Here is a 14,401-nt window from a genome sequence, read left to right as displayed (position 1 = left end):
TCAGCCTTTCGGTGACGGTCGCCGCGGCCTTGCGGATGCCCGGCCCGATCGCTTCGCCGGGGGTGCATCACTGACCGCCCATTTGTTGCCCGGAGCCTTCTTGCCAGCCCGCCCGGGGCTCTTTCGGCGCTGCCGGTCATGGGCAGCCTGCTCATTCGGCGTTTTCTGGGGAATCTCCACCGGGGCCAGACCTACGGTCCGGCTGAGGGTATCAACCGCTTTCTGATCCAGTTCTTCCCACTTGCCCAGAGTCAATCGACTAGGCAGGAAAATGGGCCCATAGCGCACGCGCTTGAGGCGGCTGACACGAACGCCCTGTGACTCCCAGAGGCGCCTCACTTCCCGATTCCGCCCTTCCAGCAGGGTGACATGGAACCAACGATTCATGCCACTGCCGCCGGCTGGCGTAATGTCTGAGAATTTCGCCATGCCGTCCTCGAGCAACACGCCTTCGAGGAGCCGTTCAATCATGGCGTCGTCGACCTCGCCGAAAACCCGAACGGCGTATTCCCGGTCGATCTGGCTGGACGGGTGCATCAGCCGGTTGGCCAGCTCGCCATCGGTAGTGAACAGCACCAGCCCGGTGGTGTTGATATCGAGGCGACCAATGGAGATCCAGCGATGCTCCCGGAGCCTTGGCAGGCGATCGAAAACCGTCGGCCGCCCCTCGGGGTCCTTGCGGGTGGTCACCTCGCCCTCGGGCTTGTTGTAGATGAGCACACGACGCATAACGTCGGCAGCGCCGCCCACGTCGAGGCGTTTGCCATCAAGTTCGAACCGGTCAGCCACCGTTGCTTTCTGGCCGGGGCTCACGGGCTGGCCATTTACGGTAAGGCGACCAGCCTCCATCCAGCCCTCGACCTCGCGACGGGAACCGACGCCGGCCCGGGCCAGCAGCTTCTGAACGCGCTCTGGGCCCGTATGGCTGAGTGTATCCTGACCGGCTCGCGCCGGTTTTTCGGGGCGATCTGCCGCCATGAATCAATCCTTAGTCTCTGTCCGATACCCGTCTGGTATCAGTGAAGTGTCTCACCGGGCGATTCGTCATCGCCGTCGTCCTGGGCAGCGTTCTTAGCCCCGGGCGAATCAAATTCGATCTCGGCCTGCATGTTCTTTTCAATCTCCCGGCCGATCTCCTCCAGGTCCCGGATTTCCGACAGGGGCGGCATCTGATCCAGCCCTGTCAGGTTGAAATAATCCAGGAACTGCTTGGTGGTTGCGTACATGGCAGGCCGACCAGGCACGTCCCGGTGCCCTACCACGCGCACCCACTCTCGCTCAAGCAGGGTGCGAATGATATTGCTGCTTACCGTAACGCCCCGAATGTCCTCGATCTCGCCTCGGGTAATGGGCTGGCGATAGGCAATCAGGGCGAGGGTCTCAAGAAGCGCCCGGGAATACCGTTGGGGCTTGTCCTCGAACAGTCGGCCTACCCAGGGCGCGAACTCTTCGCGGACCTGCAGGCGATAACCACTGGCCACTTTGCGAAGCTCGAAGCCCCGCCCCTCACAGGCCGCTTCAAGCAGAACCATGACGTGCTCCATAACCTGCCGGGCCGGCCGCTCATCCTCGTTGAACAGGTCCCGCAGTTGGTCCAGCGACAGCGGCTTGCCTGCCGCCAGCAGGGCTGCCTCGGTAATGGCCTGGATTCTGAGAAGATGTTCTTCGTTCATGGTCGTCAATCCGTGGTTCGCGGCTTACATCGAATGGGGCTGTCTCAACTGGCGGCCCGGGCCCGCACGTGAATCGGCCCGAGCACTTCTGCCTGCACCACCTCTATCAGCTGCTCTTTGACCAGTTCCAGGGTGGCCAGAAAGGTCACCACAACACCCAGGCGCCCTTCTTCAGGTGTAAACAGGCTTTCGAAGCTCACAAACCGGTCATCCTGCAGCGCCGAGAGAATCGCGGACATGCGTTCCCGGGTCGACAATTTTTCTCGTTCAACATGGTGGCTGGTAAACAGGTCGGCACGCTTCAAAACGCCCTGCAACGCCAACAGCAGCTCCCGCAAATCGACATCCGGGTGTGGCTGGCTGGAGGGCATTTTCGGAAGCGCCGCCGAACCGGCGAAGGTGTCCCGCTCCATGCGTGGCAGCTCGTCAATGTCCTCGGCCGCCTGTTTGAACCGCTCGTACTGTTGCAGTCTCCGGATCAGCTCCGCCCGGGGATCGATCTCTTCCTCATCGTCACTTTCCTGACGGGGCAGAAGCATCCGGGACTTGATTTCCGCCAGGGTGGCGGCCATCACCAGATACTCCGCCGCCAGTTCGAAGCGCATGGCCTCGACGGCGCCGATGTAATCCATGTACTGCCGCGTGATCTCGCTGACGTCGATGTCCAGGATATTCATGTTCTGGCGACGGATCAGGTACAGCAACAGGTCCAGGGGGCCTTCGAAGGCCTCGAGGAACACCGCCAGCGCATCCGGGGGTATGTAGAGATCCTTGGGCAGATCCACCACCGGCTTGCCGGACACCCGGGCCAGCGGCGGCTGATCCGACGCCGGCTCGCCGGCTTCCGGGCGGACCTGCTCTGTGGATTCGTCGGTCATCTCTTCTCCCTGCATGACGGCATCATGCCAGAACGCCTCGCGCCCCGATTGCAGCGTGGATCAGGCCTTCAGCGGTAGTGCAGCCCCATGGCAGCCCGTACTTCTTCAAGCGTATCGCGGGCCGCGTCGCGCGCCTGCTCCCGGCCTTCCTGAAGGATCGAATGGACCAGGTCAGGATTACCCTCGTATTCCATCGCCCGCTCATGCAAGGGGCGCTGCTCCTCGATAATCGCGTCAATCAGGGGTTTCTTGCAGTCCAGGCAACCAATGCCGGCGCTGCGGCATCCGGTCTGTACCCATTCCTGGGTTTCAGCATCCGAGTAGATCTTGTGCATTCCCCAGACCGGGCACTTCTCGGGCTCGCCCGGGTCGGTCCGGCGTACCCGCTGGGGATCGGTCTGCATGGTCCGGATCTTCTGGGCTACGCTGTCCGGCTCTTCACGCAGGCCAATGTAGTTGTTGTAGGACTTGGACATCTTCTGACCGTCCAGACCCGGCAACTTGGATTCGGGGGTCAGCAGTGGCTGGGGTTCCGGCAGGATGACCTTGCCGCCGCCCTCGATGTAGCCGTACAGGCGCTCACGATCGCCCAGGGAGATATTCTGTTGCTCTTTCAGCAGCGCGCGGGCCGTCTCCAGGGCTTCCATATCGCCCTCTTCCTGGTACCGCTTCTTGAGGTTGCGGTACAGCTTGGCGTTCTTCTTGCCCATCTTGACGATGGCGCCCTCGGCCTGCTCTTCAAAGCCCGGTTCCCTGCCGTAGATGTGGTTGAAACGGCGGGCAATCTCCCGGGTAATCTCCACGTGGGACACCTGATCGGCACCCACCGGCACCTTGCCGGCCCGGTAGATCAGGATATCCGCGCTCTGCAACAGCGGATAACCCAGGAAACCGTAGGTGGCCAGGTCTTTTTCCCGCAGCTTTTCCTGCTGGTCCTTGAACGTAGGAACTCGCTCCAGCCAGCCCAGAGGGGTGATCATGGACAACAGCAGGTGCAGCTCCGCATGCTCCGGTACCTGTGACTGGATGAACATGGTGGAGGAGCCGGGATTGACACCCGCGGCCAGCCAGTCGATGACCATGTCCCAGACACTCTGTTCAATACCGGAGGGATCGTCGTAATTGGTGGTCAACGCGTGCCAGTCGGCCACAAAGAAAAAGCATTCGAATTCATGCTGGAGTTTCACCCAGTTTTTCAGGACACCGTGGTAGTGACCTAGGTGAAGCTTGCCGGTCGGACGCATGCCGGACAAAACCCGTTGCTGGGAATCTACAGAACTCAAAGCACGAACTCCTTATTTGGTATCGGAACCGCCATCATAGTCCAGGCGACCCGGCATTATAAATAAAAAACCCCCGCTCTGCAGGGCAGAAACGGGGGTTTTTCCTGAAAGAAAGGCAGCTTACCAGCCAGTGACTTCCTTCAGTGCCTTGCCGATCTCGGCCAGGCTGCGCACGGTTTTAACACCGGCGTCGTTAAGAGCCGCAAACTTCTCGTCTGCGGTGCCCTTACCGCCGGAGATGATTGCACCGGCGTGGCCCATACGCTTGCCAGGAGGCGCTGTTACGCCGGCAATGTAGGAAACCACCGGCTTGGTGACGTTTTCCTTGATGAAGGCAGCCGCTTCTTCTTCAGCGGTACCGCCAATCTCACCAATCATCACGATCGCTTCGGTTTCAGGGTCTTCCTGCAGCAGCTTCAGGATGTCGATGAAGTTGGAGCCCGGAATCGGGTCACCACCAATGCCCACGCAGGTAGACTGGCCGTAGCCGAAGTCCGTGGTCTGCTTGACCGCTTCGTAGGTCAGGGTACCGGAGCGGGACACGATGCCCACCTTGCCCTTCTTGTGGATGTGACCCGGCATGATGCCGATCTTGCACTCGTCCGGAGTGATCACGCCCGGACAGTTCGGACCAATCATCCGCACGCCCTTGCGATCCACGTATTCCTTCGCGTAGAGCATGTCGATGGTGGGGATGCCTTCGGTGATGCAGACGATCAGCTGAATGCCTGCATCGGCCGCTTCGATGATGGCGTCCTTACAGAACGGCGCCGGTACGTAGATCACGGTAGCTTCCGCACCGGTTGCTTCAACCGCGTCGCGCACGGTGTTGAACACCGGCAGACCCAGGTGCTCGGTACCGCCCTTGCCCGGGCTTACGCCGCCGACCATCTTGGTTCCGTAGGCAATGGCTTGCTCGGAGTGGAAGGTGCCCTGCGCGCCGGTAAAGCCCTGACAGATAACCTTGGTGTCTTTGTTAATCAGGATGCTCATTATTTACCCCCTGCGGCTTTAACGACTTGCTCTGCCGCATTCGACAGACTGGTGGCGGCAATGATGTTCAGACCGCTGTCGGCGAGTACCTGGGTACCCTTCTCAGCGTTGTTGCCTTCAAGACGAACCACAACAGGTACTTTCACACCCACTTCCTTCACGGCACCGATGATGCCCTCCGCGATCATGTCGCAACGAACGATACCACCGAAGATGTTGACCAGAACCGCCTTGACGTTGGAGTCAGACAGGATGATCTTGAACGCTTCGGATACACGCTCTTTGGTGGCACCGCCGCCAACGTCCAGGAAGTTGGCCGGCTGGCCACCGGACAGTTTGATGATGTCCATGGTACCCATGGCCAGGCCGGCACCATTGACCATACAGCCGATGTTGCCTTCAAGCGCCACGTAGTTGAGTTCCCACTTGGCCGCTTCCGCTTCCCGGGAATCTTCCTGGGAGGGATCGTGCATCTCGTGGATCTTCTTCTGGCGGTACAGTGCGTTACCGTCAACACCTACCTTGGCGTCCAGGCAGTGCAGGTCGCCGGCCGGGGTGATAACCAGCGGGTTGATCTCTACCAGAGCCAGGTCGCACTCTTCAAACAGCTTGGCCAGGCCCAGGAAAATCTTGGTGAACTGACCGATCTGCTTGCCTTCCAGGCCCAGCTTGAATGCCAGCTCGCGACCCTGGTACGGCTGTGCGCCAACCAGCGGATCGATCTCGGCCTTCAGGATCTTTTCCGGAGTCTCTTCAGCAACCTTCTCGATCTCCACGCCGCCTTCGGTAGACGCCATGAACACGATGCGGCGGGTACCGCGGTCAACAACCGCGCCCAGGTACAGTTCTTCCTGGATGTCGGTGAGGGATTCAACCAGAATCTTGCTGACCGGCTGGCCTTTCTCGTCGGTCTGGTAGGTCACCAGGTTCTTGCCCAGCCACTTCTCGGCAAACTCACGGATCTCGTCTTTGCTCTTGACCAGCTTTACACCGCCAGCCTTGCCACGGCCACCTGCGTGAACCTGGGCCTTGACCACCCAGCCGTCACCGCCGATTTCGTCGGCGGCCGCAACCGCTTCCTTTGGCGTGTCACAGGCAACGCCCTTGGATACCGGCAGGCCATATTCAGCAAAAAGCTGTTTGCCCTGATATTCGTGCAAATTCATAGTTAATGTCCCGAATTAAAGAATTCCTGGTTTGCGTTACTTCTTCTTGCGGCGGTTGGCGATGTGAATCGCGCCACCACCGACGGCCAGCGCTGCTTCGTGCACGGACTCTGACAGAGTCGGGTGTGCAAAGCAGGTCAGGGCCAGATCTTCGGCGCTGGAACCGAATTCCATGGCGATCACGCCCTGGGCAACGATTTCAGAGGCCTGGGGACCAACTACATGAAAACCGACGATGCGGTCAGTCTTCGCGTCCGCGATGATCTTGACCAGGCCAGCCGCCGAGTTTGCGGCCATGGCACGACCATTGGCGGCAAACGGGAACGTACCTACATTGTATTCCTCACCCTCGGCCTTGAGCTGCTCTTCGGTCTTGCCGACCCAGGCCACTTCCGGAGAGGTGTAGATCACGTTCGGGATGCAGTCGTAATTGACCTGGGGCTTGTGCCCGGCAATACGCTCGGCAACCATGATGCCTTCTTCAGACGCCTTGTGGGCCAGCATCGGGCCACGCACCACGTCACCGATGGCCCAGACACCCGGGGCCTCGGTCTTGCAGTTGTCATCCACGAAGATGAAACCGCGCTCGTCCATCTGAACACCGGAATCCTCGGACAGCAGGTTATCGGTGTACGGACGACGGCCAACGGCAACAATCAGCTTGTCAAACTTGGCTTCTTGCTTGCCCTTGGAATCTTCATAGGTCACGTTGACCAGTTTGCGCTTGACTTCAGCGCCGGTCATACGGGCGCCCATGACAATGTTCAGGCCCTGCTTCTGGAACTGCTTGAGAGCATCCTTGGCAACCTGCTGGTCGACCGCGGGCAAGAAGGTGTCCACGGCTTCCAGAACCGTTACCTCGGAGCCCAGGCGAGCCCATACGCTGCCCAGTTCAAGACCGATAACGCCGGCACCGATTACACCGAGGCGCTTGGGCACTTCGGTGAACTCCAGGGCGCCTTCGGAATCGACGATGTATTCGCCGTCAAACGGCGCGGGCGGAATCTGGATCGGCTTGGAGCCGGTGGCCAGAATCACGTTCTCGGCCTCGTAAGTCTTGGTTTTGCCGTCCTTGTCGGTCACTTCCACCTTGCGGCCGGCGAGCAGCTTGCCGTGGCCGTGGATGGAGGTCACGCCGTTGGACTTGAACAGACCGGCAATGCCGCCGGTCAGCTGCTTAACGATGCCGCCCTTGCGCTCCATCATCTTGCCGATGTCCATCTTGACATCCTTGGCGATGATGCCCTGCATCTCGTAGTCGTGGGTGGTTTCCTCAAACTTGTGGGAAATCTCCAGCAGCGCCTTGGACGGAATACAGCCCACGTTCAGACAGGTGCCGCCGAGAACCTGGGACTTGCCGTCTTTGGAAGTCCAGGATTCAACACACGCGGTCTTGAGACCAAGCTGGGCCGCCTTGATGGCCGCAACATAGCCCCCCGGGCCCGCACCAATGACAATGACGTCGTACTTATCAGACATAATTAATCCCGTTTTCCGATTCGTTAAAGGTCGGCTCAGACGTCCAGCAGAATACGTGCCGGGTCCTCAAGCATTTCCTTGATGGCAACGAGGAACTGCACCGCTTCCTTGCCATCGATCATCCGGTGGTCGTAAGACAGTGCCAGGTACATCATCGGCAGGATTTCCACCTTGCCGTTGACGGCCATCGGACGCTCCTGGATCTTGTGCATGCCCAGGATGGCTGTCTGCGGCGGGTTCAGGATCGGCGTGGAGATCAGCGACCCGAAAATGCCACCGTTGGTAATGGTAAAGGTACCGCCGGTCATGTCTTCGATGGCCAGCTTGCCTTCTTTCGCCTTGGTGCCGTACTCGACGATCTTCTTCTCGATGTCGGCCAGGCCCATGGCGTCCGAATCACGCAGAACCGGAACCACCAGGCCGCGATCGGTGGATACCGCCACGCCGATGTCCTGATAGCCGTGGTACACCATGTCGTTGCCATCAATGGAGGCATTCACCGCCGGGAAGCGCTTCAGGGCTTCAGTGGCGGCCTTGGTGAAGAAAGACATGAAGCCCAGCTTGATGCCGTGACGCTTCACAAAGCTGTCCTGGTACTGCTTGCGCAGCTCCATGATCGGCGCCATGTTCACTTCGTTGAAGGTGGTCAGCATGGCCGCGGTCTGCTGGGCGTCCACCAGGCGCTTGGCAATGCTGGCGCGCAGACGGGTCATGGGTACCCGCTTCTCGGGGCGCTCACCCTGGGCAACGTTCACTTCCGGCATGCCGGCCGTCGACTTGGGCGCAGAGGCACCACCGGAGGACTTGGCGCTGTCCACGTGGTTCTGCACGTCTTCCTTGGTCACACGGCCGTCTTTGCCGGTGCCCTTGATGGCGTTGGGATCGACGTTGTTCTCTTCGGCCAGCTTGCGCGCGGCCGGGCTCAGGATCGCCTCACCGGAGGAAGCCTCGCTCTTGGCCTCTTCCTTGGGCGCTTCGGCCTTGCTTTCTTCTTTATTGCCTTCGGCAGGCTTGGACTCACCCGCAGCGCCTTCCTTGAACTTGCCGACTACCTCACCGCTTTCGACGGTATCGCCTTCGTTCTTGATGATTTCCTCAATCACGCCATCCGCCGGCGCAACCACCTCAAGAACCACCTTGTCGGTTTCGATATCGACAATCAGTTCATCGCGTGAACAGGCTTCACCGGGCTGCTTGTGCCAGGTCGCAACAGTACCCTCTGCGACCGACTCCGGGAAAACGGGGGCTTTAATCTCAGTTGACATTACAGATCCTTAGTTCGGTAGCTCGTCAAATTTCAAACGCGTCGTTAACCAGTTTCTTCTGCTCTTCAATGTGGACCGACATATGGCCACAGGCGGGAGCAGCAGAAGCGTCACGACCGGCGTACTGAAGGTACAGCTTGGGGTTCAGGCGATGCAGTGCGTTGCGCATGTGATGCTGGCTGCAGTACCAGGCACCCTGGTTCATCGGCTCTTCCTGGCACCAGACCACGTGCTTGAGCTTGGAGTAGTGGCTCAGAAGCTCATCCAGATCGTCGGCCGGGAACGGGTACAGTTGCTCGATCCGGACAATCGCAACGTCGTCGCGTTCATCGGACTTTTTCTTTTCCAGCAGATCAAAGTACACCTTGCCAGAGCACAGGATCAGGCGAGTGACCTTCTTGGGATCCGACGGCTCTTTCTCTGGCAGAACGGTCTTGAAGGTGCCGGTGGTCAGATCGTCCAGATCCGACGTGGCTTCCTTATGCCGCAACAGGCTCTTGGGCGTGATTGCCACCAGCGGCTTGCGCAGCGGGCGCTTGACCTGTCGACGGAGCATGTGGAACACCTGGGACGGCGTGGTGGGCACGCAGACCTGAATGTTGTGTTCGGCACACAGTTGCAGGAACCGCTCGAGACGCGCGGAACTGTGTTCCGGGCCCTGCCCTTCGTAGCCGTGCGGCAGCAGCAGCGTCAGACCGCACAGGCGGCCCCACTTATGTTCACCACTGGTGAGGAACTGGTCGATAACCACCTGCGCACCGTTAGCGAAATCGCCAAACTGGGCTTCCCAGACCACCAGGCCGCTCGGAGACGTGGTGGCATAGCCGTATTCGAACGCCATGACCGCCTCTTCCGAGAGCAGCGAGTCGTAGATCTCGAATTTCGGCTGATCGTCGGCAATCTGTTCCAGGGCGATGTGGGTGGAACCGTCCTTCTGGTTGTGCAGTACCGCGTGGCGGTGCGAGAAGGTGCCACGGCCCACGTCCTGGCCGGTAATCCGGATCGGGTGCCCCTCGTTGAGCAGGGTGGCGTAGGCCATCACCTCACCGTAACCCCAGTTGATCGGCAGCGCGCCGGCGGTCATCTTCTCGCGGTCAGAGACGATCTTCGCAACCTGGCGCTGGATACTGAACCCTTCGGGCACCGAGGTCAGCTTTTTACCGAGCTTCTGGATAGTCTTCAATGCCACGCTGGACTTGCACTTGGCCGTCCATTCGTGACCGAGGTAGGGAGTCCAGTCAACGTAGAGTTCCTTGTTGGGCTCCTTGACCAAGGACTTGACCACGTGATCGCCGTTGTCGAGCGCATCGCGGTAGTCGTTCTCCATCTGCTTGGCTTCTTCCTCGGTGATCACACCGGCTTCAACCAACTGATCCACGTACAGATTGCGGGTGGTCTTGAGCTTGCGGATCTTGTCGTACATGACCGGCTGGGTTGCCGCCGGCTCGTCCGCCTCGTTGTGACCACGACGACGGTAGCAGACCAGATCGATCACCACGTCGTTCTTGAACTCGTTGCGGTAATCCATGGCCATCTGGGTCACGAACATCACCGCTTCCGGATCGTCGGCGTTAACGTGCAGGATCGGCGCCTGAACCATCTTTGCCACGTCGGTGCAGTACTCGGTAGACCGGGCATCTTCCTGCTTGCTGGTGGTAAAGCCGACCTGGTTGTTGATCACAATGTGGATGGTACCGCCCACGCCGAAGCCCCGGGTCTGGGACATCTGGAAGGTTTCCATCACCACGCCCTGACCGGCAAAGGCCGCGTCGCCGTGCATGATGATCGGCACTACCTTGCTGCCGTCTTCGTCATTACGGCGGGTCTGACGGGCGCGAACCGAACCCTCGACAACCGGCGATACGATCTCCAGGTGCGACGGGTTGAACGCCATGGCCAGATGCACTTCTCCACCCGGGGTCATCACGTTGGACGAGAAGCCCTGGTGGTATTTCACGTCACCGGAGCCGGAATCCGCCAGCTTCTTGCCCTCAAACTCGTCAAAGAGTTCCCGGGGATTCTTGCCAAGGGTGTTAACCAGCACGTTCAGTCGGCCACGGTGCGCCATGCCCAGAACGATTTCTTTCGCGCCGTAGGAACCCGCCCGCTGGATCAACTCGTCCAGGCAAGGAATCAGGCTCTCGCCGCCTTCCAGACCAAACCGCTTGACACCCGGGTACCGGGAGCCGAGGTATTTCTCGAGACCTTCAGCGGCAGTCAGTCGCTCAAGGATGTGCTTGCGGGTGGCAGGCTCGTACTCGGGGCGCGAACGTACGGGCTCCATGCGCTGCTGGAACCAGCGCTTGATGCGGGTATCCACCACGTGCATGTATTCGGCGCCGATGCTCTCGCAATAGGTCTGACGCAGGCCCGAAACAATGTCGCCGAGCTTCATGGTCTCGGAGCCGAAATTCAGTGACCCGGTCTGGAATTCGAGGTCGTAATCGGATGACGAAAGCTCGTGGAACGACGGATCCAGATCTTCAACCTGTGGACGCTGCCAGACACCCAGCGGATCCAGCTTTGCTTCCTGATGCCCGCGGAAACGGAACGCGTTAATCAGCTGGAGAACGCGAATCTGCTTTCTATCGGCGTCGGAGGTGACGCTGGCAGGGACGCCGCTGGCGAGGAAACGTTGGTTGCGGGAAATGTGTTCGAATTGTTCGCGGATGGAAGAGTGGACAATATCGCGGCCGTGGTAGCCATCGACACTGGGGAGTTTGTCGAAATAGCTGCGCCACTCTTCAGGTACGGCGTTCGGGTCGGTCAGGTAGGTTTCGAAAAGCTGTTCAACATAGGCCAGATTTCCACCCTGCAGGTGGGAAGTCTGCCATAACTGCTCCATTATGCTTTCATGCATCTTGAATAGCTCACCTTGGGCTGGTGCGGGGAGCCCGATATGGTCGGCCAGGGGTATATCTCAGTCAATACGGGTTTTTACGGGATCGACTTTGGCCACCACACCCGACATTGGATGTTTTCCTTTCCCCGGTGGTTTTTGTGCTCAGCAAACTGGGTGAAAACTTTATAAGTTCCCGCCACGGCTTGCGTAGTGTGCACCCGGGTAAGACTTTTGACTATAAGCCTTTCGTTGAAGACCCCGCAATTTGCGGGGCCTTCCGGGTACAACTCTGGTCAGAACAGTATAGCGTCTGTCGTCAATCCTGCCGCTTAAGTAGCCCGTTGCAGCAGAAGATTCCGAATGTGGCCGATAGCCCTTGTGGGGTTCAGGCCTTTCGGGCAGACACTGACACAGTTCATGATACCCCGGCAGCGGAACACGCTGAACGGGTCGTCCAGGTTGGCCAGACGCTCTTCCTGGGCGGTATCCCGGCTGTCCGCGAGGAACCGGTACGCCTGCAGCAGACCGGCAGGCCCCACAAACTTGTCCGGATTCCACCAGAACGACGGGCAGGAGGTAGAGCAACAGGCGCACAGGATACACTCGTACAGGCCATCAAGCTTCTCCCGGTCCTCAGGCGACTGCAGCCGCTCGATGGCCGGTGCCGGCTTGTCGTTGACGAGGTACGGCATGACCTTCTCGTACTGCTTGTAGAAGAGGCTCATGTCGACCACCAGGTCACGGATGACCGGCAGGCCCGGCAGCGGACGCAGAACCAGCTTGTTGTTCTTAACAACCTGCGACACCGGCGTGATGCACGCCAGGCCGTTCTTGCCGTTCATGTTCATGCCGTCGGATCCGCACACGCCTTCACGGCAGGAGCGACGGTAGGCCATGGAAGGATCGCGCTCCTTGATCAGGTTCAGGACATCCAGAACCATCAGATCCTTGCCTTCCGGAAGCTCCAGGTCCACGTCCTGCATATAGGGCGCGTTGTCGGTTTCCGGGTTGTAACGATAAAGGCTTACTAACATTTTCGGCGTCCCCCTTAGTAAGTCCGGATCTTCGGCTCAAACTTGTCCACGGTCTTCGGCGCGAAGTTTACATCTCGCTTGCCAACACGCTTGTCCAGCGGGAAGTACATGGAGTGCTTCAGCCAGTTTTCATCGTCACGCTCGGTGAAGTCGTTACGGGCGTGAGCACCACGACTTTCCTTACGCTCGAAGGCGGACACGGCAGTGGCCAGGGCCACTTCGTACAGGTTATCAAGCTCCAGCGCTTCAATCCGCGCCGTGTTGAAGGCGCTGCTGGTGTCGGCCAGCTTGGTCTTGCGAACCCGCTCACCGATGGCTTCCAGCTTCTTGAGACCTTCCTCCATGCTCTTGCCGTCACGGAACACGCCGAAGTACAGCTGCATGCAGTTCTGGAGATCCTTGCGGACCTCTGCAACGCTTTCACCCTCAGAGGCACTGTTGAGACGGTCGAGACGCGCCATGGCACGCTTGATATCGTCTTCGCTGGCGCCGTCCACCTCGAAGCCACCACGCAGCTGCTCCTCGATGTGCAGACCGGCCGCGCGGCCGAAGACCACCAGGTCGAGCAGCGAGTTGCCGCCCAGACGGTTGGCGCCGTGGACCGATACGCAGGCGGCTTCGCCACAGGCGAACAGGCCGGGGATCGGCTTGTCGTTGCCGTTTTCATCCTGGGTCAGGGCCTGGCCACCCACATTGGTCGGGATACCGCCCATCATATAGTGGCAGGTCGGCACAACCGGGATCGGCTCTTTCACCGGATCCACATGCGCAAAGGTGCGCGACAGCTCACAGATACCCGGCAGACGCAGGTTCAGGGTCTCTTCACCCAGGTGGTCCAGCTTCAGCAGCACGTGATCCTTGTCGGGACCGCAGCCGCGGCCTTCCAGTATCTCGATCACCATGGAGCGGGCCACTACGTCACGGCCAGCGAGATCCTTGGCGTTCGGAGCATAGCGCTCCATGAACCGCTCGCCTTCGGAGTTGATCAGGTAACCGCCCTCACCCCGACAACCTTCGGTCACCAGGGTGCCCGCGCCGTGAATACCGGTCGGGTGGAACTGCCACATTTCCATGTCCTGCACCGGGAAGCCGGCGCGCAGCGCCATGCCGATACCGTCGCCGGTGTTGATCAGAGCGTTAGTGGTGGAGGCGTAGATACGGCCAGCACCACCGGTGGCCAGCACCGTGGCCTTGGACTTGACGTAAGCCACTTCGCCGGTTTCGATCTCGATCGCCACAACGCCGACCACTTCGTCTTTACCGTTTTTGACCAGATCCACCGCGTACCATTCGTTCAGGAAGGTGGTGCCGCCCTTGAGGTTGGCCTGGTAGAGAGTGTGCAGCAGCGCATGACCGGTACGGTCGGCGGCGGCACAGGTACGGGCGGCCTGACCACCCTTACCGTAATCCTTGGACTGACCGCCGAACGGACGCTGGTAGATACGGCCCTGCTCGGTACGGGAGAACGGCAGACCCATGTGCTCCAGTTCGAAGACCGCCTGGGGACCAACAGAACACATGTACTCGATGGCGTCCTGGTCACCAATGTAATCTGACCCCTTGACGGTATCATACATATGCCAACGCCAGTCATCGTTCGGGTCGGCACTGGCAATCGCGCAGGTGATACCGCCCTGGGCGGAAACGGTGTGAGAGCGGGTCGGGAAAACCTTGGTGATACACGCGGTGTCGACGCCTGACTCGGTCAGCTGGAGGGCAGCACGCATACCGGCACCGCCGCCGCCGATCACGATCGCGTCAAAGGACATGGTCTTGATATTTGCCATC

At 59.8% G+C, this 14,401-nt stretch carries 11 protein-coding genes; all 11 read right to left on the bottom strand.

The features are described 5' to 3' along the window. The 11 genes from rluB to sdhA all read right to left on the bottom strand — a co-directional run bounded on the left by rluB (position 1) and on the right by sdhA (position 14,400). Positions 1–978 (bottom strand): 23S rRNA pseudouridine(2605) synthase RluB, encoded by a 978-nt coding sequence (gene rluB / locus BM344_RS00995; protein ID WP_091984987.1) that lies wholly within the window; start codon positions 976–978, stop codon positions 1–3. A 38-nt stretch (positions 979–1,016) separates the two neighbouring features. Continuing rightward, positions 1,017–1,673 carry an SMC-Scp complex subunit ScpB gene (scpB, locus tag BM344_RS00990; protein WP_091984984.1) on the bottom strand — a complete coding sequence of 219 codons (657 nt, stop codon included), beginning with the start codon at positions 1,671–1,673 and terminating at the stop codon, positions 1,017–1,019. A 44-nt stretch (positions 1,674–1,717) separates the two neighbouring features. Then, the gene (locus tag BM344_RS00985) at positions 1,718–2,551 is read right to left on the bottom strand and encodes a segregation and condensation protein A (protein WP_091990646.1); all 834 of its coding nucleotides are present in this window, start codon (positions 2,549–2,551) and stop codon (positions 1,718–1,720) included. Positions 2,552–2,619: 68 nt separating this feature from the next. Next, a complete protein-coding gene (locus BM344_RS00980) occupies positions 2,620–3,834 on the bottom strand; it encodes a tryptophan--tRNA ligase (protein WP_091984982.1) in 1,215 nt (404 codons plus the stop codon). A gap of 120 nt (positions 3,835–3,954) precedes the next feature. Then, positions 3,955–4,827: a succinate--CoA ligase subunit alpha gene (gene sucD, locus BM344_RS00975; RefSeq protein ID WP_091984979.1), complete on the bottom strand. Its 873-nt coding sequence runs from the start codon at positions 4,825–4,827 to the stop codon at positions 3,955–3,957. Further along, positions 4,827–5,993 (bottom strand): ADP-forming succinate--CoA ligase subunit beta, encoded by a 1,167-nt coding sequence (sucC, locus tag BM344_RS00970; protein WP_091984976.1) that lies wholly within the window; start codon positions 5,991–5,993, stop codon positions 4,827–4,829. Before sucC ends, sucD begins: the two co-directional genes overlap by 1 nt. 36 nt (positions 5,994–6,029) lie before the next feature. After that, positions 6,030–7,472 carry a dihydrolipoyl dehydrogenase gene (gene lpdA, locus BM344_RS00965; RefSeq protein ID WP_091984974.1) on the bottom strand — a complete coding sequence of 481 codons (1,443 nt, stop codon included), beginning with the start codon at positions 7,470–7,472 and terminating at the stop codon, positions 6,030–6,032. Positions 7,473–7,507: 35 nt separating this feature from the next. Next, complete coding sequence (gene odhB / locus BM344_RS00960) at positions 7,508–8,737, bottom strand: 2-oxoglutarate dehydrogenase complex dihydrolipoyllysine-residue succinyltransferase (protein WP_091984971.1); 1,230 nt, start codon at positions 8,735–8,737, stop codon at positions 7,508–7,510. Between the two features lie 25 nt (positions 8,738–8,762). After that, positions 8,763–11,597, bottom strand: a complete 2,835-nt coding sequence (locus BM344_RS00955; protein ID WP_091984968.1) for a 2-oxoglutarate dehydrogenase E1 component — start codon at positions 11,595–11,597, stop codon at positions 8,763–8,765. A 311-nt stretch (positions 11,598–11,908) separates the two neighbouring features. After that, a complete protein-coding gene (locus BM344_RS00950) occupies positions 11,909–12,613 on the bottom strand; it encodes a succinate dehydrogenase iron-sulfur subunit (RefSeq protein ID WP_091984965.1) in 705 nt (234 codons plus the stop codon). A 14-nt stretch (positions 12,614–12,627) separates the two neighbouring features. After that, positions 12,628–14,400 (bottom strand): succinate dehydrogenase flavoprotein subunit, encoded by a 1,773-nt coding sequence (sdhA, locus tag BM344_RS00945; RefSeq protein WP_091984963.1) that lies wholly within the window; start codon positions 14,398–14,400, stop codon positions 12,628–12,630. Position 14,401: the final 1 nt, after the last annotated feature.

This window comes from Marinobacter gudaonensis (genome assembly GCF_900115175.1).
GTDB classification, from domain to species: domain Bacteria; phylum Pseudomonadota; class Gammaproteobacteria; order Pseudomonadales; family Oleiphilaceae; genus Marinobacter; species Marinobacter gudaonensis.
This window is presented reverse-complemented; position numbering and strand designations above follow the sequence as displayed.